The organism is Actinosynnema sp. NPDC050801, assembly GCF_040673975.1.
In the GTDB taxonomy this organism is placed as follows: Bacteria; Actinomycetota; Actinomycetes; order Mycobacteriales; family Pseudonocardiaceae; genus Actinosynnema.
The window spans coordinates 106119-130967 of sequence record NZ_JBFAQZ010000007.1; the positions used below are offsets into that span (position 1 = coordinate 106119).

At 71.8% G+C, this 24849-nt stretch carries 25 protein-coding genes; 11 read left to right on the plus strand and 14 right to left on the minus strand.

Annotated features, from left to right (window positions below; all coding sequences use genetic code 11):
- The first annotated feature begins 1 nt into the window (after position 1).
- The 3 genes from AB0K14_RS17730 to AB0K14_RS17740 all read left to right on the plus strand — a co-directional run bounded on the left by AB0K14_RS17730 (position 2) and on the right by AB0K14_RS17740 (position 2827).
- Positions 2 to 796 carry an ABC transporter ATP-binding protein gene (locus AB0K14_RS17730; RefSeq protein WP_360458333.1) on the plus strand — a complete coding sequence of 265 codons (795 nt, stop codon included), beginning with the start codon at positions 2 to 4 and terminating at the stop codon, positions 794 to 796.
- Positions 793 to 2136 carry a hypothetical protein gene (locus AB0K14_RS17735; RefSeq protein ID WP_360458336.1) on the plus strand — a complete coding sequence of 448 codons (1344 nt, stop codon included), beginning with the start codon at positions 793 to 795 and terminating at the stop codon, positions 2134 to 2136. The genes AB0K14_RS17730 and AB0K14_RS17735 overlap by 4 nt, the downstream gene beginning before the upstream one ends.
- A gap of 121 nt (positions 2137 to 2257) precedes the next feature.
- Positions 2258 to 2827: a hypothetical protein gene (locus tag AB0K14_RS17740; RefSeq protein ID WP_360458339.1), complete on the plus strand. Its 570-nt coding sequence runs from the start codon at positions 2258 to 2260 to the stop codon at positions 2825 to 2827.
- 25 nt (positions 2828 to 2852) lie between these two features.
- On the opposite strand, the gene AB0K14_RS17745 is transcribed toward AB0K14_RS17740, so the two are convergent.
- The 9 genes from AB0K14_RS17745 to AB0K14_RS17785 all read right to left on the minus strand — a co-directional run bounded on the left by AB0K14_RS17745 (position 2853) and on the right by AB0K14_RS17785 (position 10985).
- Entirely contained in the window at positions 2853 to 3746 is an 894-nt protein-coding gene (locus tag AB0K14_RS17745) for an aldehyde dehydrogenase family protein (RefSeq protein ID WP_360458342.1), read from the minus strand.
- Complete coding sequence (locus AB0K14_RS17750; protein WP_360458345.1) at positions 3739 to 5166, minus strand: aldehyde dehydrogenase family protein; 1428 nt, start codon at positions 5164 to 5166, stop codon at positions 3739 to 3741. The genes AB0K14_RS17745 and AB0K14_RS17750 overlap by 8 nt, the downstream gene beginning before the upstream one ends.
- 1 nt (position 5167) lies before the next feature.
- On the minus strand, positions 5168 to 6139 hold the full coding sequence (deoC, locus tag AB0K14_RS17755) for a deoxyribose-phosphate aldolase (protein WP_360458348.1): 972 nt from the start codon (positions 6137 to 6139) through the stop codon (positions 5168 to 5170).
- 56 nt (positions 6140 to 6195) lie between these two features.
- Positions 6196 to 8379: a bifunctional polysaccharide deacetylase/glycosyltransferase family 2 protein gene (locus AB0K14_RS17760; protein ID WP_360458351.1), complete on the minus strand. Its 2184-nt coding sequence runs from the start codon at positions 8377 to 8379 to the stop codon at positions 6196 to 6198.
- Positions 8379 to 8729, minus strand: coding sequence for a hypothetical protein (locus AB0K14_RS17765; RefSeq protein ID WP_360458354.1), 351 nt, complete (start codon positions 8727 to 8729; stop codon positions 8379 to 8381). Before AB0K14_RS17765 ends, AB0K14_RS17760 begins: the two co-directional genes overlap by 1 nt.
- Before the next feature lie 109 nt (positions 8730 to 8838).
- Positions 8839 to 9486 carry a DUF1707 domain-containing protein gene (locus AB0K14_RS17770; protein WP_360458356.1) on the minus strand — a complete coding sequence of 216 codons (648 nt, stop codon included), beginning with the start codon at positions 9484 to 9486 and terminating at the stop codon, positions 8839 to 8841.
- Positions 9487 to 9520: 34 nt separating this feature from the next.
- Positions 9521 to 9967, minus strand: a complete 447-nt coding sequence (locus AB0K14_RS17775; protein ID WP_360458359.1) for a hypothetical protein — start codon at positions 9965 to 9967, stop codon at positions 9521 to 9523.
- The gene (locus AB0K14_RS17780) at positions 9964 to 10131 is read right to left on the minus strand and encodes a DUF397 domain-containing protein (protein ID WP_360458362.1); all 168 of its coding nucleotides are present in this window, start codon (positions 10129 to 10131) and stop codon (positions 9964 to 9966) included. Before AB0K14_RS17780 ends, AB0K14_RS17775 begins: the two co-directional genes overlap by 4 nt.
- Positions 10132 to 10148: 17 nt before the next feature.
- The gene (locus AB0K14_RS17785) at positions 10149 to 10985 is read right to left on the minus strand and encodes a helix-turn-helix transcriptional regulator (RefSeq protein ID WP_360458365.1); all 837 of its coding nucleotides are present in this window, start codon (positions 10983 to 10985) and stop codon (positions 10149 to 10151) included.
- A gap of 95 nt (positions 10986 to 11080) precedes the next feature.
- Here AB0K14_RS17785 and AB0K14_RS17790 point away from each other — a divergent pair, with 95 nt between their 5' ends.
- Positions 11081 to 11302: a hypothetical protein gene (locus tag AB0K14_RS17790; protein ID WP_360458368.1), complete on the plus strand. Its 222-nt coding sequence runs from the start codon at positions 11081 to 11083 to the stop codon at positions 11300 to 11302.
- Here AB0K14_RS17790 and AB0K14_RS17795 read toward each other — a convergent pair.
- Both AB0K14_RS17795 and AB0K14_RS17800 read right to left on the minus strand, forming a co-directional pair.
- The gene (locus tag AB0K14_RS17795) at positions 11290 to 12270 is read right to left on the minus strand and encodes a Gfo/Idh/MocA family oxidoreductase (RefSeq protein ID WP_360458371.1); all 981 of its coding nucleotides are present in this window, start codon (positions 12268 to 12270) and stop codon (positions 11290 to 11292) included. The genes AB0K14_RS17790 and AB0K14_RS17795 overlap by 13 nt on opposite strands.
- A gap of 1 nt (position 12271) precedes the next feature.
- Positions 12272 to 16861 (minus strand): NACHT domain-containing protein, encoded by a 4590-nt coding sequence (locus AB0K14_RS17800; protein WP_360458374.1) that lies wholly within the window; start codon positions 16859 to 16861, stop codon positions 12272 to 12274.
- Positions 16862 to 16890: 29 nt separating this feature from the next.
- Between AB0K14_RS17800 and upp the strand changes: the two genes are divergently transcribed.
- Complete coding sequence (gene upp / locus AB0K14_RS17805; protein ID WP_360458377.1) at positions 16891 to 17517, plus strand: uracil phosphoribosyltransferase; 627 nt, start codon at positions 16891 to 16893, stop codon at positions 17515 to 17517.
- Positions 17518 to 17709: 192 nt separating this feature from the next.
- Here the strand turns inward: upp and AB0K14_RS17810 are convergent, their stop codons facing one another.
- Complete coding sequence (locus tag AB0K14_RS17810; protein WP_360458380.1) at positions 17710 to 18555, minus strand: NAD(P)H-binding protein; 846 nt, start codon at positions 18553 to 18555, stop codon at positions 17710 to 17712.
- 207 nt (positions 18556 to 18762) lie between these two features.
- Here AB0K14_RS17810 and AB0K14_RS17815 point away from each other — a divergent pair, with 207 nt between their 5' ends.
- The gene (locus tag AB0K14_RS17815; RefSeq protein WP_360458383.1) at positions 18763 to 20037 is read left to right on the plus strand and encodes a glycoside hydrolase family 18 protein; all 1275 of its coding nucleotides are present in this window, start codon (positions 18763 to 18765) and stop codon (positions 20035 to 20037) included.
- A gap of 10 nt (positions 20038 to 20047) precedes the next feature.
- On the opposite strand, the gene AB0K14_RS17820 is transcribed toward AB0K14_RS17815, so the two are convergent.
- A complete protein-coding gene (locus tag AB0K14_RS17820; protein ID WP_360458386.1) occupies positions 20048 to 20698 on the minus strand; it encodes a TetR-like C-terminal domain-containing protein in 651 nt (216 codons plus the stop codon).
- Positions 20699 to 20779: 81 nt separating this feature from the next.
- Between AB0K14_RS17820 and AB0K14_RS17825 the strand changes: the two genes are divergently transcribed.
- The 5 genes from AB0K14_RS17825 to AB0K14_RS17845 all read left to right on the plus strand — a co-directional run bounded on the left by AB0K14_RS17825 (position 20780) and on the right by AB0K14_RS17845 (position 24375).
- On the plus strand, positions 20780 to 20980 hold the full coding sequence (locus tag AB0K14_RS17825) for a CopG family transcriptional regulator (protein ID WP_360458389.1): 201 nt from the start codon (positions 20780 to 20782) through the stop codon (positions 20978 to 20980).
- 491 nt (positions 20981 to 21471) lie between these two features.
- Positions 21472 to 21855, plus strand: coding sequence for a Fic family protein (locus AB0K14_RS17830; protein WP_360458392.1), 384 nt, complete (start codon positions 21472 to 21474; stop codon positions 21853 to 21855).
- A 96-nt stretch (positions 21856 to 21951) separates the two neighbouring features.
- Complete coding sequence (locus AB0K14_RS17835) at positions 21952 to 22335, plus strand: MerR family transcriptional regulator (protein ID WP_360458395.1); 384 nt, start codon at positions 21952 to 21954, stop codon at positions 22333 to 22335.
- A 44-nt stretch (positions 22336 to 22379) separates the two neighbouring features.
- The gene (locus AB0K14_RS17840) at positions 22380 to 23324 is read left to right on the plus strand and encodes an aldo/keto reductase (RefSeq protein WP_360458592.1); all 945 of its coding nucleotides are present in this window, start codon (positions 22380 to 22382) and stop codon (positions 23322 to 23324) included.
- Between the two features lie 121 nt (positions 23325 to 23445).
- On the plus strand, positions 23446 to 24375 hold the full coding sequence (locus AB0K14_RS17845) for an aldo/keto reductase (protein ID WP_360458595.1): 930 nt from the start codon (positions 23446 to 23448) through the stop codon (positions 24373 to 24375).
- On the opposite strand, the gene AB0K14_RS17850 is transcribed toward AB0K14_RS17845, so the two are convergent.
- Entirely contained in the window at positions 24372 to 24824 is a 453-nt protein-coding gene (locus tag AB0K14_RS17850; RefSeq protein ID WP_360458398.1) for an NAD(P)H-dependent oxidoreductase, read from the minus strand. The two genes, AB0K14_RS17845 and AB0K14_RS17850, sit on opposite strands and share 4 nt — an antisense overlap.
- Positions 24825 to 24849: the final 25 nt, after the last annotated feature.

Sequence of the window (24849 nt, forward strand, 5' to 3'; positions counted from 1 at the left end):
GGTGGCACGTGCGGTGAGCGCGGCGGAAGTCGCGCCGACGGGGTACGCCTGGCAGGTCCAGGCGGAGGGCTTGCGCGTGCGCGCGGGCCGGACCATGGCGGTGGACGGGCTCGACCTGCGGCTCGGCCGCGGCGTGCACGGGCTGCTCGGGCCGAACGGCGCGGGCAAGACCACGCTGATCCGGTCGCTGGCGACCGTGCTGCGGCCCGCGTCCGGGCGGTTGGAGGTGTTGGGCTCGTCGGTGTCCGGGCGGCTGGACCTGCGCCGGGTGCGACGCGCGCTCGGCTACCTGCCGCAGGACTTCGGCTACTACAAGCGGTTCACGGTGCGCGAGTTCGTCGAGTACGTGGCGTGGCTCAAGGAGATGCCCAAGCGGGACGTGCCCGGCGCGGTGCAGCGGGCCGTGGAACGGGTCGGGCTGGCCGACCGCGCGGACGACCGGATGAAGACGCTGTCCGGCGGCATGGTGCGGCGGGCGGGCATCGCGCAGGCCATCGTCAACGACCCGGAGGTGCTGCTGCTGGACGAGCCGACCGCGGGGCTCGACCCCGGTCAGCGGGTCCGGTTCCGCGAGCTGTTGCAGGAGCTGGGTTCCGACTCGTGCGTGGTCGTGTCGACGCACCTGGTCGAGGACGTCGCGGCGGCGTGCACGGACGTGGTGCTGTTCAACGCGGGCCGGCTGGTGTTCCAGGGCACGCCGGACGACCTGGCCGCCGCGGGCGGTCCGGCCGACGTCGGCGACAGCCCGCTGGAACGCGGGTACTCGGCCCTGCTCGGTGAGGCGGGTGGCTGGTGAGGATCCTGGGGATCGAGTTGAGGCGCACCACGGCGTTGCTGCTGGGGGTGCTGGTCGCGGTGGTCATGGTGGGCCTGCTGTCCTGGGGGCCGTCGACCAAGAACAGCACGGCCTGGACCCGGCAGTGGACGACGTTGGCCGAGTGGGTCCGGTTCATGCTGGCGTTCTCGTGGCCGCTGGCGCTGGGCGTGGGCGCGTTGCAGGGCCTGCGCGACCGGCGGTCCGGGGTGGAGGAGCTGTTCGGCTCCACGCCGCGGCCGCGGGCGTGGCGGGTCGGGTGGACGCTCGTCGCGCTGGCGGTCGGGCTCGTCACGGCGTACGCGGTGGTGTTCGCGGTCGGTGCCGTGCAGGTGCGGTCCTCGACGAGCTACTTCCACTGGGGCTGGCTGCCCGCCGCCCTGGTCGGGGTCCTGGCGCTGGTCGGCGTCGCGTGGCTGGGCATGGGTCTGGGCCGGCTCGTGCCGTCGCCGCTGATGCCGCCCGTGCTGGCGGTCGCGGGGTTGGCGGTGACGTCGGTGGGGTTCGGCCGGCCGGGGGACGGTCTGCCGTGGACCGCGTTGCTGCCGACGCTGCCGTTCCCGAGGTCGGTGTTCACGGCGGTGGACGGGTCGGTGAGCGCGGTGCAGGCGGTGTGGTTCGCGGGGATCGCGCTGTCGGGGTTCCTGCTGGTGTCGCTGCGGCGGCGGTGGTTGGGCGCGCTGCCGGTGCTGGTCGCGGCCGCCGTCGTGGTGCCGCTGCTGCCCGCCACGGCGGAGGAGGCCATGTCCGCCGACCCGGTGGCCGCGGAGCTGGTGTGCGCCGGGCAGCTGTGCCTGACGCGGGCGCACGAGCACGAGCGGGCGGCGTTGACGGGACCCGCGCGGGAGGTGCTGCGGCTGATGGCGAAACTGCCGTCGCCGCCCACGTCGGTGCGGGAGGCGGGGCTGTCGGAGCGGGGGGAGCTGGACATGCGCCTGCCGGAGCCGACCGACGCGGTGTGGGTCGACCTGGACGAGTTCACGTACTTCCGCGCCACGCCGCCGACCCCGGACCAGATGACGACGTACTGGCTGGCCGGCGCCGGGACGCGGACCTGCTACGGCGACCACATCCCGAGGACGCTGACCCGCGAGGTGGCGGCCCGGACCGTGATGACCGCGTGGCTGACCGGCCGGCTGGAACCGCTGCCCGTGTACCGGCTCTGGCTGGGCGAGGAGACCGACGGGCTGGCCGCCCGGGCGTGGGAGCACCTGCGCGCCCTGCCCGAGCCCGAGCAGGCGGCCCGGGTCCAAGCGGCCCGCGAGGTGCAGGCGGCCTGCTCCGGCGACGCGCTGACCACCCTCACGGGCGGCACCACGTGACCGACGAGCCGCGCTCCGCAGAGGTCCCCGCCAGGGGACCCCTGGTTCGATTCTACCGACGGGGTCTGACAATTCCGCGGTCTCGCCGGGTCGCACCGGTGCCTGCACCGGGAGGGAAGCCGTGACGCGGTGGTTGGTCCTGCACGCCCGGTCGCGGCAGGTCCCGGCGTCGGCGGCGGCCGTGGTGGTCGGGGTGGCGGCGCTCGCCGCGGTCGCCCCGCCGCACGGCAGCCCGCAGCTGGCGGCGTTCGGCGCGGCCGTCGGGGTGGCCGCCGTGGCGACGGGCCTCAGCGGGCACGACCGGGCACTCGACCGCACGGCCGCGTTCGGCTGGCCGCCGCGCCGGGCCGCGCACCTGCTGCTCGGCGGCACGCTCGTCGCCACGCTGCTGGTGGTCGCCGGCCTGGTCGCCGACCCGATCGCCCCGGACGCCTTCGTCATCCGCGACGTGATCGGCCTGGGCGGCCTGGCGGCACTGGGCGCGCTCCTGCTCGGCGCCCGCGCCGCCTGGGCGTTGCCGGTCGGGTGGACCGGCGTCACCCTCGTCGTCCCACCCGTCGACGAGCACTGGCTCAGCCGCCTGCTGACCTGGCCGGTGCAACCCGCCGGCACCACCTCGGCCACCGTCACCGCGGTCGTGCTCGGCTGCACCGGCCTGCTCGCCTACAGCTGGTTCGGCTGCCGCCGCTGACCGGCCGTCAGACGCCCACCGGCCGTCAGACGCCCACCGGGTGCCAGACCGTCTTCGTCTCCAGGAACGCCCGCAGCCGGGCCAGGTCCGGCTCGCGGGTGAAGTCCTCCGCCGGACGGGCCCGCAGCACGCGCTTCACCGTCCCGGCCGCCGCCCGCTCCAGGTCCGCCCGCGCCGACTCCGGCGCACCGGTCAGGTCGAGCGCGTTCACGTCCGCGTGCGACGCCAGCCAGGGCGCCATCTCCGCCGTGCGGCCGGTCAGCACGTTCACCACACCACCGGGCAGGTCGGACGTCGCCAGGACCTCGGCCAGCGTCACCGCGGGCAGCGGCCGGTCCTGCGACGTCACGACCACCGCCGTGTTGCCGGTCGCGATCACCGGCGCGACCGCGCTGACCAGCCCCAGCAGCGACGACTGCTGCGGCGCGAGCACCGCCACCACACCCGTCGGCTCCGGCACCGAGAACGAGAAGTACGGCCCGGCCACCGGGTTCGACGCGCCGAGCACCGTGGCGACCTTGTCGGTCCACCCCGCGTACCAGACCCACCGGTCGATCGCCGCGTCCACCAGCGACTGCGCCTTCTTCGCCGTGACCCCCTCGCCGGCGGCCACCTCGGCGATGAACTGCTCCCGCCTGCCCTCCAGCACCTCGGCGACCCGGTACAGCACCTGCCCCCGGTTGTACGCCGTCGCACCCGACCAGCCGGGGAACGCCTTGCGCGCCGCCGCGACCGCGTCCCGGGCGTCCTTGCGCGAACCCTGCGCCGCGTTGGCCAGGAACGCGCCCTTCGCGTCGACCACCGGGTAGGACCGGCCCGACTCCGACCGCGGGAACGCCCCGCCGATGTAGAGCTTGTACGTCTTCGCGACCGCGATCCGATTCTCGGTCTTGCCGAGGGAAATCCGGTTCTCAGACATCGAGGTAGGCCTCCAGCCCGGTGCGGCCGCCCTCGCGGCCGAAGCCCGACTCCTGGTAGCCGCCGAACGGGGCGGTCGGGTCGAAGCGGTTGAACGTGTTGGCCCACACCACGCCGGCGCGCATCTTCTGCGCCGCCCACAGGATGCGCGACCCCTTCTCGGTCCAGATGCCGGCCGACAGCCCGTACGGCGTGTTGTTCGCCTTGGCGACCGCCTCGTCCGGGGTGCGGAACGTGAGCACCGACAGCACCGGCCCGAAGATCTCCTCGCGCGCGATCCGCATCGTCTGCGACACGTTGGAGAACACCGTCGGCGCGAAGTAGAAGCCCTTGTCCGGCAACGGGCACGCGGACGTCCACCGCTGCGCGCCCTCGGCGTCGCCGGACTCGACCAGCTCCTGGATCTTGGTCAGCTGGTCGCGCGAGTTGATCGCGCCGACGTCGGTGTTCTTGTCCAGCGGGTCGCCGACGCGCAGCGTGGACACGCGGACGTGCAGCTTCTCCAGCAGCTCCTCGGCCACCGACTCCTGCACCAGCAGCCGGGAACCCGCGCAGCACACGTGGCCCTGGTTGAAGAAGATGCCGTTGACGATGCCCTCGACCGCCTGGTCCAGCGGCGCGTCGTCGAACACGATGTTCGCCGCCTTGCCGCCCAGTTCCAGGGTGAGCTTGCGGCCGCTGCCGGCCAGCTGCCGCTGGATGGTCCGGCCGACCTCGGTCGACCCGGTGAACGCGACCTTGTCCACGTCCGGGTGCGACACGACGGCCGCGCCGACGTCACCCGCCCCGGCGAGGATGTTCACCACGCCGGGTGGCAGGTCGGCCTGCTGGATGATCTCCGCCAGCACCAGCGCGCTCAGCGGCGTCGTCTCCGCGGGCTTGATCACCACGGTGTTGCCGGTGGCCAGCGCGGGCGCGATCTTCCACGCCGCCATCAGCAGCGGGAAGTTCCACGGGATGACCTGGCCCGCCACGCCGAGCGGGCGCGGGTCGGGCCCGTAGCCCGCGTAGCCGAGCTTGTCCGCCCAGCCCGCGTGGTAGAAGAAGTGCGCGGCGGCCGTGGGCACGTCCACGTCCCGTGATTCCTTGATGGGCTTGCCGTTGTCCAACGACTCCAGCACCGCCAGCTCCCGCGCGCGCTCCTGGACGAGCCGGGCGATGCGGAAGATGTACTTGGCGCGCTCGGAGCCGGGCATCTTGCCCCACACGCGGTCGTAGGCGCGGCGGGCGGCCTTCACGGCCTTGTCCACGTCGGCGGGCGCGGCCGTGGAGACCTCCGCGAGCACCTCCTCGGTGCCGGGGTTGACGGTCTTGAGCGGCTCACCGGCGCCGTCGACGAACTCGCCGTCGATGAACATCCGGTAGTTCGGCTTGAGGTTCGCGATGTCCCGTGATTCGGGCGCCGGCGCGTATTCCCACATGTCAGTCCACCGTCACGTAATCGGGGCCGCTGTAGTGGCCCTCCAACTGGGTGCGCCGCTGCATCAGCAGGTCGTTGAGCAGCGTGGAGGCGCCGAAGCGGAACAGCGCCGGGGTCAGCCACTCCGGTCCCGCGACCTCGTGCACGGCGACCAGGTACTTGATCGCGTCCTTGGTCGTGCGGATGCCGCCGGCGGGCTTCACGCCCCTGAGCTCGCCCGTCTGGGTGTGCCAGTCGCGGACGGCCTGCAGCATCACGTGCGTGACGGGCAGCGTCGCGGCGGGGGAGACCTTGCCGGTGGAGGTCTTGATGAAGTCGCCGCCCGCGAGCAGGCCGAGCCACGACGCGCGGCGCACGTTGTCGTAGGTCGCGAGCTCGCCGGTCTCCAGGATGACCTTGAGGTGCGCGTCCCCGCAGGCGTGCTTGACCTGCACGATCTCGTCGAACACCTGCCCGTAGCGGCCGGACAGGAACGCGCCGCGGTCGATCACCATGTCGATCTCGGTGGCGCCCGCCTCGACGGCGTAGGCGGTGTCCTCCAGCTTCACCTTCAGGCTCGACCGGCCGGACGGGAACGCGGTGGCGACGCTGGCGATGTCGATCCCGGTGCCCCGGAGCTCCTCGACGGCCGTCGCGACCATGTCCGGGTACACGCAGACGGCGGCGACCCGCGGCACGTCCGGGTGGTCGGGGTCGGGCCTGCGGGCCTTCGCGGCCAGCGACCGCACCTTGCCGTGCGTGTCGGCGCCTTCCAGCGTGGTGAGGTCGACCATGCCGATGGCGGTGTCGATGGCCCACATCTTGCTGGCCTTCTTGATGCTGCGAGTGCCCAGACCGGCCGCGCGCTGTTCGACGCCGACCTGGTCCACACCGGGCAGCCCGTGCAGGAACCGGCGCAACGACGCTTCGTCGCGCACGGCGTCCGCGAGCGCCGGGGGCAGCTGCGCTGGCGGTGTAGTAGTCGGAGCAGCCATGTCGCCGAGTCTAGGCGGAATGGGACGGCCGTCCTAAGTGAGCGAATTCGTGCAGGTCAGCCGATGTGAAGAGGCTTCGTGACCTCGTCGGGCACGGCCCGCTCGCGCCTGCCGAGCGGCTTGGTCACCTCGTCCGCCGGAACCGGTTCGGGCGCGTGCTGGGCGGCCGTTCCGGTGCGCTTGAGCTTCTGCCACGGCAGCCGCGCGCCGGCCAGGGCGGTGATCAACGACTGGATCACGACCAGGTACATCAGCTGCCGGTACACGACCGGTTGCAGGGCGACCGCCCACAGCGGCCGCAGGCTCTCCCGGTCCAAGCGGAACGCGATCACCGCGGGCACCAGTTGCAGCACCAGGAACCCGAGCCACGCCGCCGCGCCGCGCGCCGGGTCGGTGAACAGGCTGAGCACCGCGAACACGTCGATCACCGGCGCCAGCACCGGCAGCACCACCTGGTACAGCGCGAGGTACGGCAGGCCGCGCCGACCCAGCCGCCCGCCGAGACCGCGTTCCCGCACCGCGCCCCGGTGCTTCCACATCGCCTGCAACGTCCCGTAGCACCACCGGTACCGCTGCCGCCACAGCTGGCCCAGCGTCGCGGGCGCCTCGGTCCACGCGCGGGCCGACTCCCGGTAGGTGACCGCCCAGCCCGCCCGCTCCAACGCCATCGTCAGGTCGGTGTCCTCGGCCAGCGTGTCCTCCGGCACCCCGCCGACCTGCCGCAACGCGCTGAGCCGGAACCCGCCGACCGCGCCCGGCACGGTCGGCATGCACTCCATCACGTCGTACATCCGCCGGTCGAGGTTGAAGCCGATCACGTACTCGATGTGCTGCCAATGCCCGAGCAACCCGCCCCGGTTGCCGACCTTCGCGTTGCCCGACACCGCGCCCACGTCCGGGTCGGCGAACGGCTCCACCAGCTCGGCCACGGTGTCCGGCTCCAGCACCGTGTCGCCGTCCACCATCACCACCAGGTCCGTGCGGCAGCGCCGCAGACCGGTGTTCAACGCCGCCGCCTTGCCCGCGTTCGGCTGCCTGATCAGCGTCACCCCCGGCAGGTCCAACGCCCGCACGACCTCGCTGGTGCGGTCCGTGGAACCGTCGTCCACCACGATCACCCGCACGTCGGCCGTGCTCGCCAGGATCGTGCGCAGGGTCGCCTCGATGCCGGCTTCCTCGTTGTACGCGGGCACCAGCACGGTCACGGGTTGCCGGGGCAGCCGCCGCACGTGCCGGCCGACGTTGCGCGCACGACGGGCGTGCACACCGGTCGTGGTCAGCAACAACGCCGCCCGCAGCAACGCCAGCACGCTCGACACCACGACCAGCCACGTGATCAGCTCGGTCGTCGCCGCGGCGGCACGCACCGCCAGCGACACCGCCGTGCCCTCGGCCTGCTCCACGACGGTCGCCGACCGGGCGACCGGCACGCCCAGCGCGTCGCTCGCGGTGCGGAACTGCCGCCCCTGCTCCCGCAGCACGGGGATCAGCCGCTCCAACGCCGTCACGGTCTGCGACCGGTCACCGCCGCCGTCGTGCGCGAGCACCACCGCGCCGCGCCGGTCGGACGGCGTGGCGGCGGCGACGATCGCGTCCACGCCGGGGTTGCGCCAGTCCTCCGTGTCGTGCGTCGACAGCAGCACCAGGTGGCCGGACGCGACCATGCGCTCGACCGCCGCCAGGTCCTCGTCGTCCAGCGCACCGGCGCTCGCCGAGTACGGCGGGCGCACGAGCGTGCTCGCCCGGCCCGTCGAGGCGGCCACCACGAGCTGCGTCTGGCCGAGTTCCAACGCCGTGCGCGCCTCGTCGACCGTGCCGAGGTCGACGTGCGTGAACGTGTGCAGACCCACCTCGTGGCCCTCGTCGGCCATCCGCTCGACCAGGTCGGGGTACCTGGCGGCGGTGACGCCGGTGACGAAGAACGTCGCCTTGACGTTGTTGCGCCGCAACACGTCCAGGATTTGGGGCGTCCAACGCGGGTCGGGGCCGTCGTCGAAGGTGAGCACCACCGCGCCGTCGGGCACCGTGCGGGACGTCAGGCCGTTGCCGTCCGTGCCGATCAGCGGGCCACCCGCGCGCACGGACTCGGGCACGCGGTCCGCCGGTCCGGCCGAGGGCGCCTCACCCTGGCCGACCCGCTGCACCACCAGCACGTCGAGCAGCAGGAAACCCAGCAGCACGACCAGGGACAACGCCAGCAGCAGCCAGTGCGCGCGCGGTGACGGCAGGTGCGCGCGCATCAGCCCCGGCCCGCGTCCGTCGGCCGGTTCGAGGCGCCCGGCGGCGGCTCGGTGCGGCGACCCTGGGACCTCGTCGTGGTGGTGGTCGCGGCCGTGCTCGTGGCCGAGGTCGGGTCCGCCGTCGTGGTGGTCGTGCCCCCGGCGGTCGTCCGGGCGGTCGTCGCACCCACCGGCAGGGCGGCGGTCGTGGGCGCCACCGTGGTCGTGGCGACGACGGGCGGTGGTTCCTCGGCCGGCACGGGGAGCAGCGACGACGGGTTGACCGGGCCGCCGGCCAGCGCGATGGCGAGCAGCGTCAGGTAGGCGAGCACGCACGCCACGGCCGTGCCGATGACGATGCGCAGGACCACCGGCGGCGGCCGGACGGGTCGACGAACACGGGACTGGTCACTGGACGACTTCGCAGGCGGCGGCGGGCGGCGGGGGACGACGAAGGGTAACGCTCCGCCGTACCGCCGACTAGCCCTCCAGCTCGTCGCGCTTGCGACCCTTGACCTTTTTCTTCTTCGGCCGCTTCACCTCGACCGCGCCCATCATCGCGAAGCCGGTGATGCGCACGACCGGCCCACCGGGGATGGTCGGCGCACCCTTGTGCGTGGCGTCCTCGAAGGCGCCCATGAAGCCGACGCCGTCCACGCGCACCGTGATGTCCTCCGGCACGATGATCTCCACCGCGCCCCAGAACGCGAAGGCGTTGATCGTCGTCTCACCCTGCGCGAACCGGGCCCGGGTCAGGTCCAGCTCGACACCGCCCATGATCGCGGTCGCGGTGTGCGTCGACGGCACGACCCACTCGCCCCGCCGTTCGACGCCCGACCAGAACGCGAACGACACCGAGGAGCCGGGCGTGCCGCCGATGCGCGAGGCGGGCACGTTGTGCTGCATCGGCACGGGCAGCAGGGCGGGTGCGGGCACGCCGAGGTCGGCGGTGAGCGGCACCAGGTCGCCGTAGGTCTTGGACGCGTACACCGCGGCCAGGCGTTCGTCCAGCTCGTGCAGGTCCAGCCGGCCCTCGCCGTGCGCCTGCTGGAGCACCTGGGCGACCTTCTCGCGGTCGGCGTCCGAGGCACGCATCTGACGGGGGTCCGGCACCAGCTCGTCGCTCACGTCAGTGAGTCTAGGAGCGCGGGCCCGCGGATGGTCAGGTTCCGGTCGCGACGAGGACGAGTTCGCCGGACTCCGGGTCCAGGAAGGCCGACGCGTGCCACCGCTCGTGGTCGAACGCCGCGTCCAGCGCGTCCCCGGTCAGGAACGGCCCACCCGGCAACTCCGCGCGCATGCCCTCCGCGACGTCCGGCGTCCTGCCCTCGTCCGCCGGCGCGTAGGCGGACTCCACCCGCTCGACCTCCGCCCGCGGCAGGGCCACGACCGCGTCGATCCAGTAGGTCGACGGACCGGGCACGTCGGACCGCCCGAACGTGCCGGACATCCACCGCGCGCCGGCCGGTGCCCCGAGCACGGGGAAGCGCGTGACGAGCGGGTCGAGGTCGGTCCGCAACTCGCCGGTCCCCGACTTCGCCGCGGGCGGCGCCTGCCCCTCGCACCCGACCAACGCCGCGGTGGCGACGAGCGCGACGACCCACTTCACCTGGCGAAGACCGACCAGTCGACCCTGCCGAAGAGCAGGACCGGGCCGCCGGGGTTCTTGGAATCGCGGACGGCGGTGCGGTCGGCGACGCGGGCGACCTCCACGCAGTTGGCCTGGTCGCTGCTGCGGCTGCTCTTGCGCCAGTGTGCGTCGGTGAGGTCCATCGGTCGCGCTCCTCGCATCACGTCATCCGTCCCGCGAGCTTGGCGATGAGTCCCAGCGACTCTTCGGCTGACAGCGCCAAGGCACGCAGCCTCTGCCAGGCAAGCCTAGCGTTGCTGAGGTGCACTTCTTCTTCGAGGAATGTGCTCGTGCCACGGCCTTCCACGTAGACCAGGCTCGGTTGATCGGCGAAGTCCATGACCAGGAACGGCCCGCTCAAACCGGGGTGCGCGCCGGTGTCCAGCGGCACGATCTGCACCGTGATGTTGGCGCGGCCACCCAACGTGACCAGGTGCTGGAGTTGGGTGCGCATCATGCCGGGCGAAGCCAAGCGGCGGCGGAGGATGCCTTCGTCCATGAGCAGGTGCACCTGCGCCCGGCTCAGGATCACCTGCCTGCCCATCCGGGTGGCGACCAGGGCGTCGAGGTCGGCGTCGGACAACCGGTCGTTGGCGCCTCGGATGATGGCGCGGGCGTAGTCGGGGGTCTGGGCGAGACCCGGGATGAGGAGCGGCTCGTAGTTGTAGAGGGCCGTTGCCTCCGACTCGAAGCCGATGAGGTCCTTCCAGTTGCTGGGCAACTTGCCGTGGATGGCGTGCCAGTTCCGGTGTTCGCCGGCGCGGACCAGGTCGACCAGCTCTTGCCGCAACGCGGCCGGCGCGCGCAGGTAGCCGAGGATCGCCGCGACCTCGTCGGCCCGGAGCCCTCGGTTCCCGGTCTCCATCCGGCTGATCTTGCTCTCCGAGCAGCCGATCGCGTTGGCCACGTCCGCGCAGCTCAGCCCCCTGGCCAAGCGCAACGTGCGCAGTTCCGTCGATACCCGCCGTTGCCGGACGGATGCCCCCTTGCGTGTCATGGCGCGACTGTTCCGCCTTGCCACGCGGGCACGAAAGCCGTGTCACCCGAAGGGGAGCATTGCGGGACCGCGGCGCAAGACGCCACCTTTGCGGTGTGCAGAAGACCTGGGAGATCAGCGGCGCCGCCGCCAACTGGACGATGACCGTGTCGATCCTCGAACCCGAGGACGCCGCAGACGCCGAGGGCACCGGTGGCACCGACCTGTCACCGCCCGACGGGCCCGACCCGCTGCGCGACTTCGAGGGCCTGGTCGAGCACTTCCGCACCCTGGTCGACCTGACCGAGGCGCTCTGGCAACTGCGTCAGGTCGGCTGACGCACGGGCAGCCCGGCCGCCCGGTAGATGTCGTCCACGACCCGCATGGTGGCCACCGCGTCGTCCGCCGTCGTCGGGAACGGCTTGCCGTGCAGCACGGCGTCGGCGAAGGCCTCCAACTGGTAGGCGTACGACGGTCGCCGGTCGAACCGCTCGACCCGGCGGTGACCGTCCAGCTTCACCGTGAGCCGGTGCCCGAACTGCGGCGCGAAGGGGTTGAACACGCTCATCGAGCCGTTGGCGCCCAACACCTTCGCCGAGAGTCTCAGCAACGACCGCGACCACATCGACGCGACCACGGTCCCGGTGTGCCCGGCCGGGAACTTCAGCTCCGCCCGCATCGCCCGGTCGACGCCGTCACCCTTCAGCAACGCCCGCGCCGACTTCACCTCCGGCTCGCCGCCGAGGTACCGCACCATGTTCACCGCGTAGCACCCGGCGTCCATCAGCGCGCCACCGGCCAGTTCCAGCGAGTACCGGATGTCGTTGAACCGCGGCATCGGAAAGGCCAGCCGCGCCTCGACATGCCTGAGTTCACCCAACTCCGCGACCACTTCGGGCAACCGCAACGCCAACGGGTGGTACCGGTAGTGGAACGCCTCCATCACCACCAAGCCGCTGCTCTTCGCCGCCGCCGCGACCTCCGCCGCCTCGTCCGCGTTGGCCGCGAACGGCTTCTCGCACAACACGTGCTTCCCGGCCGCCAACGCCGCCAACGTCCACTTCCCGTGCAACCCGTTGGGCAGCGGGTTGTAGACGGCGTCCACGTTGGGGTCGTCCAACAGCTCGTCGTACGTCGTGTGCACGCGCGGGATCCCGTACCGGTCGGCGAACTTCTGCGCCCGTCCGACGTCCCGTGCCGCGACCGCCGAAACCTCCACCGACGACACGTCCCGCCCCGGCCTGACCAATGCCGCCGGCACGATCCGCGCCGCCCCAAGAACCCCGATCCGCACGTGGTCGGCCATGTCAGGACGTTACCCCCGGCAGCACCTCGTCAACCCCGAGCCGCTTGATCCCCGGGTAGTACGGGTCCAACTCCCTGACCTCGAACCGGCACTGCCCCACTGCCCACCACAGCCGGTCACCCACGTCACCGGAAGCCTTGTACGACCCGTCGGGCAGCACCACCGCCGTCCCGTTCCGCCCGTGCACCAGCACCGCCCGCCCCGCGCCGGTCCCGGCGTCCCAGATCCGGGCCGTGCCGTCCTCCGACGTGGTGGCGACCCGGCGGCCGTCGGGCGAGAACGCCACGCTGCGGACCTGCCCGGTGTGACCGGTCAGCGTCACCACGTGCTCACCGCGCGTGGTCCAGATCCGGGCCGTCCCGTCCTCGGACGCCGTGGCGAGGCGGCGGCCGTCGGGGGAGAACGCCACGTCCCAGACGCTGCCCTCGTGCCCCACCACCCTGGCCAACTCCCGGCCGTTCAGGTCCCAGACGCGCGCGGTGCCGTCGGCGGACGTCGTGGCGACGCGGTAGCCCTCGGGCGAGAACGCCGCGCTCCACACCTCCCCGGTGTGACCTTCTAGTTGCGCCTTGACGTGGAAGGACGCGTCCAGGACGTAGGCGGTGCCGTTCACGTGGGCGACGGCGAAGATGTCGCCCTTCGGGGACAGCGCAACGGCGTTGACCGGCATCCCGTAGTACCGGTACTCGTCGAGACGAACCCCTGTCGTCGTGTCCCAGTACGTTACGACGCTGTCGGTAGAGGCGGTGACCAGCCGTTCGCCACGCGCGGAAACGGCCAGCGAGTGGAACGTCTGGTCGGTGTGGATCCACCCGCCCTCGGTTCCGGTGATTTCGAGCCCCAGCGGAGTCGCGACCACCACCGCCGCGCTCGCCGAGGCGAACCCCGCGAGCCGTCCCGGTCCCATGTAAGCCGCCGGCCGGCTCTGGACGTGGCCCCTCTCCAAGTCCCACACGAAAACCACGCCGGCCTCTGAGGTGGTGAGCAACGACCGGCCGTCCGCCGAGTACGACGCAGAGCCGACGAAGTGCCGGGCGTCGTCCAACCGCTGCGACTGCTTGTTGGCCACCGTGTAGACGACGGCCGAGCCGTCCGCCATGGTCAACGCCAAGCGGTTGCCGTCGGCGGACGGCGTGACACGACGGATGCCGGCCGCGTTGGAGAACCTCGTCACCTGCTTGCCGTCGCTGTTGGAGATGGTGATGCGGTTGCCATCGGCGAACGCCATCCGGTCGTCGGTCAGGAAAGTCATCATCTCGCCGCGACTCAAGCGGTTGGGCACGTGGGTCAGGGGCCTGCCGGAGTGCGCGTCGAAGACCGTCACGTCTTTGTTGACGCGCAGGGCGAGCACCGAGCCGATTGGTGAGACGGCCATGCGTGCATGGCTCTCCGAGGTGATCGTGGCGATCACCTCCATGTCGTCCGTGCGCCGGACCTCCACCTTGCGGTCCGACCTCGTGATCATCACGCGCCCGTCGGCCGACACGACGAGGTCGTGGCACCGCTGCAACAACTCGTCCACGAGGTCGCCGGTCGCGGCGTCCCACAGCCGAACCAGACCGTCGACGTCCTTGTCGACCAGGCGATCACCCTGTCCGACGAACCAGGCCCGCCCGGTCCCACGCCGCGGCAGTCCGGTCATCAGCTCACCGGTGTGCGCGTCCCAGACGTACGTGGCGCCGTCCTCTTCCACGGTGGCGATCAGGCCGCCGTTCGGCGCGTAAGTGACGTCGGTGATCGGGTGCGCACGTCGCCGCCAGACCCGTACGGGCCGATTGGTGCCCAGGTGCCGCAGCTCCAGCACGTGCCTGTGCGCTACCGCGGCCAGGTCGCCGTCCGGCGAGAACGCGACCGCCGCCACGACGGACCCCAGCGGCGCGAGCACGGGCGTCGCCGGGTCACGCCCGACCACCGCCGCCCCCTCCGGCGCCGGACCGGCCACACCCAGCAGTGCCGCCCGCTCCCACCGGCTCCCGCGCAGCACCGCGCCCGTGAGGTCGCCGCCGACCATCAGCACGTCGGTGAGGTTCGCGCCGGTCAGGTCGGCCCCGGTGAGGTCCTTCCCGACCAGCCGCTGCCCGGTCAGGTCGGCACCGCGGAAGTCGGCCCCCCGCAGGTCCAGGTCACCGAAGTCGAACGCGCGGAGGTCCGCGTTCGCCAACGACAGCCGGACGCGCGCCTCCAGCCTCTTCGCCACCTCGGTCGCGTTCTGCTTGGCCGCCTCGGGCGCGTCGGCGTCCGCCATCACCCCGCGTGCCCAGCTCAACGCGGCCTCGTGGCCGGCCAGGTCGCACAGGAAGTCGACCATCAGCCGTGACATCTTGCGGGTCACGATGTCGGTGTCGGCCAGCTCGTCCGCCGCCACCTTCGCGACCAGCCACTCCATCACCGACTGGTGCACGAACGCGAACCCGCCCGCCTCCGTCCGCACCAGCAGCGACCCGGACCCGACGGCGTGCGCGGCCTGGTCGATCGAGTAGCCGCGCTCGGTCAACCGGGTCAACGTCCGCACCACGGTGTTCTCCAGATCGGCCGTGTCGATGGTGGCCGCCGTCGTCCGCCACAGCCGCAACGCCAACGCCGTGCACGCCGACAGCCGCTCCGCGCCGTCGAACGACGGCATCCCGTGCCGGTGCCGTTGCCGGTCGGTCTCCTGCACCAGCCAGAAGTCCACCAGCTCCCGGTACAGCTCGGCCGCGCTGATCCGGCCGTGCTGCTGCTGGACCTCGCGCAACCGCTCGTCGTCCAGGCCGGCGATGAACGACAGCATCCTCGGGTTCCGGGACAGGCCCAGCAGGTCGCTGATCGCGCCCAGCAGCTCGAACCGGGCCGCCGCACGTCCCTCGTCACCGCCGTAGTGCCTGGTGAGGAAGTCGCGGATCTGGTCGTCGCTGAAGTCCTCCAGCACCGCCACCCGGCTCGCGGCCAACGCCGAGACCCGCTGACCCAGCGCGTTCAGCACCTGGTCGGTCGACTGGAAGTGCTGGCTGCGGCTGGTCAGCACGACCTTCGCCCGATCGGTCACGGCGTGCAGCAGCGTGGCCAGGTAGTCGGCCGCCTTGTCGTACCCGACGCGCAGTTCCAGCTCGTCGAACCCGTCGAACAGCAGCGCCAGCCGACCGCTGCTGATCATGTACCGCAGCTTGGCCACCTCGACCGCGTCCACGCCCTCGCGCACGAGGTGCTGTGCGAGCAGCTCGTCCAGCGTCGGCGCCTTCTCCAGGCTGCGCAGCTCCACCAGGACCGGCAGCAGGCCGGGGTGCTCGACGGGCAACGCCCGTGTCAGCTGCCGCAGCAGGAACGACTTGCCGCGGCCGAAGTCGCCGAGCACGACCACGAACCGGGCGACGTCCTCACCGAGCCAGCCGAGCACCCGTTCCAGCAGGTCTCCGCCACCGTCCTCCCAACCGACCATGCCGTACCGCTGCGGCACGTACAGGCCGGCGGGGTAGACCTGGTCGGCGGCCAGCCGCCGGGTCTGCCGCTCTGCCAACGGCCGCAGGTCCAGCAGCCCCTGGTACTCCACGAAGCTGCGCAGCCGCACACCGCGCCGTCGCGCCGCGAGGACCAGGTCGTGCCCGGCGGGCGGGCCGCTGTAGACCAGCTCGGACGGCACGGCGGGGTCGGCCGCGGCGAAGGAGGCGTGCACCCGCGCGACGAACGACTCCACCACCTCGTCACCCAACCTGGCCCGCACGCCGACCGGCCACTGCTCGAAGCCACCGCCCGGGCGGGGCTTCGACACGCGGATGTAGTGCTCCTCGGCCCGCGGGGTGACGGTCGCGGTCGGGTGGGCCACGCGCGTGGCTTCCAGCACGCGGTCGAAGAAGGGGTCCGGGCCCTTGGCCGGCTGGTCGGTCGTGGTGACCCGCTTCGAGCCGCCGGTCGCCGGCACCGGGACGACCGACCAGGCAGCGCGCCCGTCCCGGGGGCTGGTGAGCGCCAGGTCGACGTGCGGCGAGACGTCGGACGCCGGCGGGCCCTGGACCGCGCTCAGCCGTGACCAGGCACGCCGCCGGCCGTCGCGGAACAGCTTCTCGAACCGCTCGGCCTGGCGTCCGCCGATGACCGCGCGGTCGTCCTCGGGCGTGGTCTGGTGCGTGACCTCGATGGTGGAGTTCAGGCCGGCGACCGCGAGTTCCAGCTCCGGGTGGTCGAACAGGGTCCACGGCTCGTCCGGCGTGAAGCTGAACCGGGCGCCGTAGAAGTCGTCGAATGCCGCCGCGAACGGTCCCCACTTCGGCCAGTACGGCGGCGTCGGCGTCCGGCCCCAGGCCTCCTCCTGCCGGAAGTACGCCTCGCACGCCAACCGGTTCACGTCCCGCGACCCGGGCACGACGACGACCCGTTCCCGCGGCAGGTCCACCGCCTCCGCCAGCTCGGCCAGGAACCGGAAGCCGCGCTCGAACTCGTCCGGCCTGCCGTGCTCGGTCAGGTCACCGGTGAACACCACCAGGTCGGGCCGGAGCTCGGCGAAGTCCCGGGGCGACCACACGTCCCGCCCGGAGCCGAACCGCGTGCCGAACAGGTGCAACGCGGTCAGCCGGTCCGGCTCACCCTCGTCGTCGCCGGGTAACGAGCCGTCGGGCATCGGTTAGAGGTACCACATACTGTTCGACCATGGACGTCCTCGTTGTCGATCACCCACTGGCCAGGGCGCGGCTGACCACCATGCGTGACGCCCGCACCGACAACGCGGCGTTCCGCGCCGCGCTGCACGAGTTGACCGTGATGCTCGTCTACGAGGCCACGCGCGACCTGCCCGTGGCCGAGGAGCGCGTGCACACGCCCGTGGCGCGGACCACCGGCTACCGCCTGGCGAACCCGCCGCTGCTGGTACCCGTCCTGCGCGCCGGCCTCGGCATGGCGGACCAGGCGCACAAGCTGATCCCCGACGCCCAGATGGGCTTCGTGGGCCTGGCCCGTGACGAGGAGACCCTCCAGCCCACCCCGTACATGGAGTCGCTGCCCGACTCGCTGGCCGGCCGTCCGGTGTTCGTGCTGGACCCGATGCTCGCCACCGGTGGCTCGATGGCGTACACGATCCGGCTGCTGACCGACCGCGGCGCCACCGACGTGACCGCGATCTGCGCGCTCGCCGCCCCCGAGGGCATCAAGCACCTGGAGGACTCGGCCCTGCCCGTCCGGCTGATCACCGCCAGCGTCGACGAACGCCTGAACGACTCGGGCTTCATCGTCCCCGGCCTGGGCGACGCCGGCGACCGCCAGTACGGCGCCGTCCACTGACCCCGCGCGAGTCGAACCCTCACGTCCCGCGTGTCCCACGTTCAGAACGCGCGTGTCCTACGTTCGCGTACCCCGAGTTCAACGCTCAGGACAACCGGCCGTGTTCTGAGCGTTGAACTCGGGTGTTCCGAACGTAGGACACGCGGGACGCGAACGTAGGACACGCGGGACCTGGAGGTTCGACTCGCGGGGTTAGGAGAGGGTGGAGAGGTGGTCGGTGGCCCAGGTCGAGAGGGTGCGGCCCGGGCGGCCGGTGACGGTGGTGAAGTCGGGGGTGACGGAGGCCGGTTCCTCGGCGTGCTGGGCCATGTAACCGAGTAGGTACTCGGCCACGTCGTACGGCAGGCCCTCGTCACGGATCAGGGTCGCGCGGGCCTGGCCGTAGGTCACGCGCTCGAACCGGATGGGACGGCCCAGGCCCCGGCCGATCGCCTCCACCTGTTCGACGTGCGTCAGCGCCTCCGGGCCGCTCAACGTGTACGCCTTGCCGGCGTGTCCGTCGTGCAGCAGCGCGTGCACGGCCACCTCGGCCACGTCGTCCTCGTGCACCGGCGCGCCCACCGACTCCGGGAACGGCGCCCGCACCACGTCCTCCGCCTTGATCGTGCGCGCCCAGATCAGCTTGTTGGCCATGAACTCACCCGGCCGCACGTGCGTCCACGCCACCCCGGACGCCTCGATCACCCGCTCCACGTCGTGGTGCAGCTCGTAGCTGCCCGGCCGCTTCACGGTCACCGCGCTGCTGGACAGGAACACCACCCGCCGCAGGTCCGGCGCACGGTCCAGGAACGCCTGCGCGTGCGCCACCGCGTCGTCGGACTCGATGGCCGCCAACAGGAACACCGCCGTCACCCCCGCCAGCGGCAGCTCACCCGGCCGCGTCAGATCACCTCCCACCACCTCCACCCCGGCGGGCATTCCGCCCCGGGCCCGCGCCGGGTTCCGCGTCAACGCCCGCACCGGCACACCGGCCTCCGTCAACTGCCGAACGACCGCGCCGCCGATGGTTCCGGTGGCCCCGGTCACCAGGATCGTCACGAGCTCCCCTAACTACTCAAAGTTGAATAGTCCCGAAGCTAGCGCGATCACCACCCGCACTGCACATGCAAAAGTTTGCAAGGAACGAGAAAGTATTTCTTGTTACCTGATTCGGCCGAACGGCCGTAGATGTGGTCTAGACCTAATCACTACCGTGGTCTGGACCACACACCGGCGATTCCACCCAGAGGCACCGCGAGGAGAAGCATGTCGAGCAGGAGATGGGTGCTCCCCGCCCTCCTGGCCACCGCGATGACCGTGTCGCTGGCACCGCAGGCGGTCGCGCACGGCACGACCACGCGCACCGTCGGGTACTACACCCAGTGGAGCGGCTACGACCGCAACTTCCTGGTGCGCGACCTCGTCGCCAACGGCACCGCACCGCGGCTCACCCACCTCAACTACGCCTTCGGCTTCCTCGACGAGACCGGCAAGTGCGTCAGCGCCGACCCGTGGGCCGACTACCAGCGGCCCTTCGGCGCCGAGCAGAGCGTCAACGGCACCGCGGACGTCGCGGGCCAGCCGCTGTCGGGCAACCTCAACCAGCTCAAGCAGCTCAAGGCCCGCCACCCCAAGCTGCGCGTCAACATCTCGCTCGGCGGCTGGACCGGCTCCAAGTACTTCTCCAACGCGGCCCTGACCCCCGAGTCGCGCGCCGCGCACGTGGCCTCGTGCATCGACATGTGGATCAAGGGCAACCTGCCCGACTCCGCTCCCGGTGCGGCGGCCGGCGTGTTCGACGGCATCGACCTCGATTGGGAGTGGCCGTCGTCCGAGGCCGCGCCCGGCAACGTGGTGCGCCCCGAGGACAAGCAGAACTTCACCGCGCTGCTCGTGGAGTACCGCAAGCAGCTGGGCAAGCTGACCTGGCGGACCGGCAAGCGCTACGACCTCACCGCGTTCCTGCCCGCGAACCCCGCCCAGGTCGACCGCGGTTTCGAGGTGCGCAAGGTCTTCGACCTGCTGACCTTCGCCACGATCCAGGGCTACGACTACCACGGCGCGTGGGAGCCGCTGACCAACCAGCAGTCCTCGATCCGCACGCCCGCGGCCGACCCGACCGCGCCGCCGTTCAGCTCGCAGGTCGCGATCGACCACTACCTGCGCGACGGCGCGCCGAAGCACAAGGTCGTGATGGGCGTGCCGTTCTACAGCCGCGGCTGGACCGGCGTGCGCAACGAGGACAACGGCCTGTTCCAGCCCGCCACCGGGCCCGCACCCGCCACCTACGAGGCCGGGTACGAGGACTACCGGATCCTCAAGGCGCAACTGTCGAAGTTCACCGTGCACCGGGACGCCAAGGCCGGGCACGCGTGGCTGTTCGACGGCACCACGTTCTGGACCTGGGACGACCCGGTCGAGATGAAGCGCAAGGGTCGCTACGTGGCCGAACGGCGCCTTGGCGGCGCGATGATCTGGTCGCTCGACGGCGACACCGCCGACGGCGAGCTGATCAAGGCGCTCACCAGCGGACTGTCCTGATCAGGACAGTTCACGGGGTCCGGGGAGGTTTCGCGGCGGCCGCCTCCCCGGGCCCCACCTCCACGTCCGCACGTCGCCAGCCGTCCGCGTGCGCGCGCAGGGCGCGCTCGTAGACGGGGGCGATCTCGACGTCCGGCGGCAGGTTGCCGTTCAGTTCGAGGCTCACCAGGCCGTGCACCATGCCCCACATCGCCAACGCGATCTGCTCGGGCGGCGGGTCCTGCTTGAACATCCCGACCTCCACGGCACGGCCGACGTCGCGCACGACCGGCAGGAACGTCTCGACCGCGGCCTCCTTCGTCTCGTCGGACGGCTCGAAGTTGGGCACGACCTTGCTGAACATCACCAGGTAGAACTGCGGGTCGGCCAACGCGCTCTCGCGGTACGCCAGGCCGATCTGGACCAGGTCCTCCACCGGGTCGTCGGTCTGCGGCACGCTCGCGATCCGTTCACCGAATCGGCGGAACGCCTCCTCGTACACGGCGTTCAGCAGCGCGGCCTTGCCGCCGAACAGCGAGTACACGGCCGTGGTCGAGGTGTTGACATCCGCCGCGAGCCTGCGCAAGCTCAAGGCGACGGGTCCCTCGGTGGACAGCAGTTCGCCCGCGCGCTCGAGCAACCGGCCGCGGAGCGCTTCGTCGTGTGTCTTCGGTCGTGGCACCGGGACATCGTATCGCAACGGTGTTATAAAACACGGTCTGGCCATCGTGGTATTAAGTTGGTACCGTCATTTCCCATGGCTATGACTCTGCGTCTGAGTGACGAGGAGAACCGGCGGCTGGACGAACTGGCCGCAGCCGAGGGTCGTTCGAAGCAGGAGGTCGTGCGCTTGGCGTTGGCCGAGCGCTGGGCCAGGTTGCAGAAGGAGGAGCAGCTGTCCGAGGTCCTCGGGCGCGTGCTCCCCAAGTACCGGGGCCTGCTCGACCGCATGGGTTCCACCTGAACCAGCCGCACACCCGAACCGCACTCGAACCCCGCCGACTGAACCCCGCCGACTGAATCCGGCCGACTGAATCCGGCCGACCGGCCCGGGGTCGATCGACTCCACCGCCGTTGCGGACTACCGCAGTCGCCGGCGCCCGCCACCGACGCGCTTGCACCTTCGGGTGAGTGCACAGTCACGCCCTCGCTGTTCGAACACTTGTTCGATACGATCAATCCATGCAGCTCAACCGCCGCACGCCCGGCCGTGCACCCGCGCACATCTGTGAACGGTCACGGCGCTCCGAGGCACACCGGTATGGTGCGCCGTTGAAGATCGGGCTGCGTCCAGGTTGCGCTTCGGTGCACCACGCCGCCGACAACATCCTCGCCGCCGGCTCGGCGGGGAGGCGATACGGACCTGAGGGGGTGGGTGGTGGCGCAGGAGACGTCCCGGATGCGGCGTGGCCGCGCCGGAGTCCCCGCCCCTCAGGACAGGGAGCGCGTCAAGCAGTGGTCAACTACCTCGACGCCGGCGACTTGCTCGTGCTGGCGACCGCCGTCACCGGCGGGGATCTGGTCGTGCGCGACTTAGGTCTCCTCGATTCCGCAGCCCACCGCCCCCGGGCGACCGTGCTGGGGGTCGAGGCCTACGACACGCTCTGGCTGAAAGCTTCCGCGTTGCTCGACTCCATCGTTCGCACGCGCCCCTTGGCCGAGGGCAACTGGCGGCTCGGCTGGGTCGCCGCCGTGACGTTGTGCGACATCAACGGCTGGTGGATCGACGCGGAGGAGGACGAGGCGCTCGACCTGGTCCGGGCGCTGGGCCGGGAGCAGATCGACGTCTCGGGCATGGCCGCCCACCTGGAGGCCTGGGGCCTGCCCAAAGCCGACTGACCGCCGCCCGGTCCGCGGCGCGACGGCCGGTCGACCTGACCGAGTACCGCGAATCGGGTTGACCTGGAGTGCACTCCAGCTCCTACGGTCGACACCGTGACTTACTCGATCGCCCAAGCGGCCGAGCGCAGCGGGTTGTCGATCGACACCCTGCGCTACTACGAGCGGATCGGCCTGGTCGACCCGCCGGCCAGGGACTCCGGTGGTCGGCGCAGCTACAGCGACGACGACCTGGGCTGGTTGGTCTTCCTGACCCGCCTGCGCACCACCGGCATGCCCATTCGCATGATGCGTGAGTACGCGCAGCTCAGGCACCGCGGCGACGCCACGGCGGGCAGGCGCAAGCAGATCCTGTTCGAGCACCGCGCCTCCGTCCGCGAGCGCATCGCCGAGCTCCAGTCGTGCCTGGAGGTGCTGGAGTACAAGATCACGCACTACGAGCAGCTGGAACACACCTTCGTCGAAGGGATCACCGCGTGACGTCGTTGGGCGAACTCCAGGTCGGCAAGCAGGGCCTGGGCTGCATGGGCATGAGCCAGTCCTACGGAGTCGGCGACGAGACCGAGTCCGTGGCCACCATCCACCGGGCGCTGGAACTCGGCGTCACGCTCCTGGACACCGCGGACGTCTACGGCGGCGTCACGCGGTCCGGCACGACCGACGTGGACGGCGTGGGCGCGAACGAGGAGCTGGTGGGCCGCGCGATCAAGGACCGCCGCGACGCGGTCGTGGTCGCCACCAAGTTCGGGCTCGCCGACCCGGACCGCAAACCGCGCGGTGACGCCGCCTACGTCCGGCAGGCCGCCGAGGCGTCGTTGCGCCGCCTGGGCACCGACCACATCGACCTGTACTACCAGCACCGGGTCGACCCGGACGTGCCGATCGAGGAGACCGTCGGCGCGATGGCCGAGCTCGTGGCCGAGGGCAAGGTCCGCTACCTGGGCCTGTCCGAGGCGGGCGCCGGGACGATCCGCCGCGCGCACGCCGTGCACCCGATCAGCGCCCTGCAGAGCGAGTGGTCGCTGTGGACGCGCGACATCGAGGCCGAGGTCGCGCCTACGTGCCGCGAGCTGGGCATCGGCATCGTGCCGTTCTCGCCGCTGGGCCGCGGCTTCCTCACCGGCCGCGTCACCTCCGTTGCCGACCTGGCCGAGGACGACATGCGCCGCAGCCTGCCCCGGTTCGCCGAGGAGAACTTCGCCCGCAACACCGCGATCGTGGACGCGTTGCGCGCACTCGCCGCCGAGCGCGGGGTCACCGCGGGCCAGTTGGCGCTGGCCTGGGTGCACCACCAGGGCGAGCACGTCGTGCCGATCCCGGGCACCAAGCGGGTGAAGTACCTGGAGGAGAACGTCGCCGCCGCCGACCTGGAGCTCAGCGCCGACGAGCTGCGCGCGATCGAGGCCGCCGCACCCGCCGTCGCGGGGGACCGGTACCCGGCGGAGTTCCTCAAGCTGACGAACCGATGACCGGTCAGACGACCGCACCGAGTACCGCACCGATTTTCGACCGTTGATCGACGGGGAGGAAGGCACCGTGGAGAACCGCCACTTGGGCGCGCTCGAAGTGAGCGCGCAGGGTCTGGGCTGCATGGGCATGAGCGAGTTCTACGGCCCCGGCGACGAGTCCGAGTCCACCGCCACCATCCACCGCGCCCTCGACCTGGGCGTCACGTTCCTCGACACGGCCGACATGTACGGGCCGTTCACCAACGAGGAGCTGGTGGGCCGGGCGATCGGGCCGCGCCGCGACGAGGTCGTGCTGGCCACGAAGTTCGCCGTGGTCCGCGACACCGGCACACCGCGTTCCGAGTGGGGCCTGCGCGGTGACCCGGAGTACGTCAAGCAGGCCGCCGAGGCGTCGTTGCGCCGCCTGGGCACCGACCACATCGACCTGTACTACCAGCACCGGGTCGACCCGGACGTGCCGATCGAGGACACGGTCGGCGCGATGGCCGAGCTCGTCGCCGAGGGCAAGGTCCGGCACATCGGGCTGTCCGAGGCTGGCGCGGCGACGATCCGGCGGGCGCACGCCGTGCACCCGGTCGCGGCCGTGCAGACCGAGTGGTCGCTGTGGTCGCGCGACATCGAGGCCGAGGTCGCGCCCACGTGCCGTGAGCTGGGCATCGGCATCGTCGCCTACTCGCCGCTGGGCCGAGGCTTCCTCACCGGCCGCTACACCTCGAAGGACGACTTCGCGGCCGGCGACTTCCGCCTGGTCGGCCAGCCCCGGTTCGCGGAGGAGAACTTCGCGCGCAACCTGGCCCTGGTGGAGTCGCTCCGCGAGGTGGCACGGGAGCACGACGTGACGCCCGGGCAGATCGCGCTGGCGTGGGTGCACCACCAGGGCGCGGTGCCGATCCCGGGCACCAAGCGGGTGAAGTACCTGGAGGAGAACGCGGCCGCCGCGGACCTGGCGTTGACCGACGCGCAGCTGGACCGCATCGCCGCCGCCGTGCCCGCCGACGCGGTCGCCGGCACCCGCTACGCGCCCGAGGTGATGCCCTCGCTGGGCCGCTAGAGCACCAACGTGGCCGCGACCGCGGCGCCCAGCTCCCGGCACCGCTCCCGCGCGTCGCGGTCCGGCGCGCCGGTGAGGGTCAGCGTCTCCACCACGGGCCGCCACTTCAGGCCCGTGGTGATGTCGCGCAACGCCTTCACCGCGCCCTCCGTGCCCAGGTTGCCGTGCACGTAGGCGCCGAACGGCCGGCCGCGCGTGGCGTCCAGGCAGGGGTAGTAGACGGTGTCGAAGAAGTGCTTCAACGCGCCGCTGATGTAGCCGATGTTGGCGGGCGTGCCCAGCAGGTAGCCGTCGGCCTCCAGCACGTCGGTCGCGGTCGCGCCCAGCGCCGGCCGGCGGACCACCTCGACGCCCTCGATCTCCGGGTCGCCCGCGCCCGCCAGCACCGCCTCGAACAGCTCCTGCATGGCGGGTGACGGCGTGTGGTGCACGATCAACAGGCGGGGCACGGGGGCCAGGTTGCCGCGATCGGCA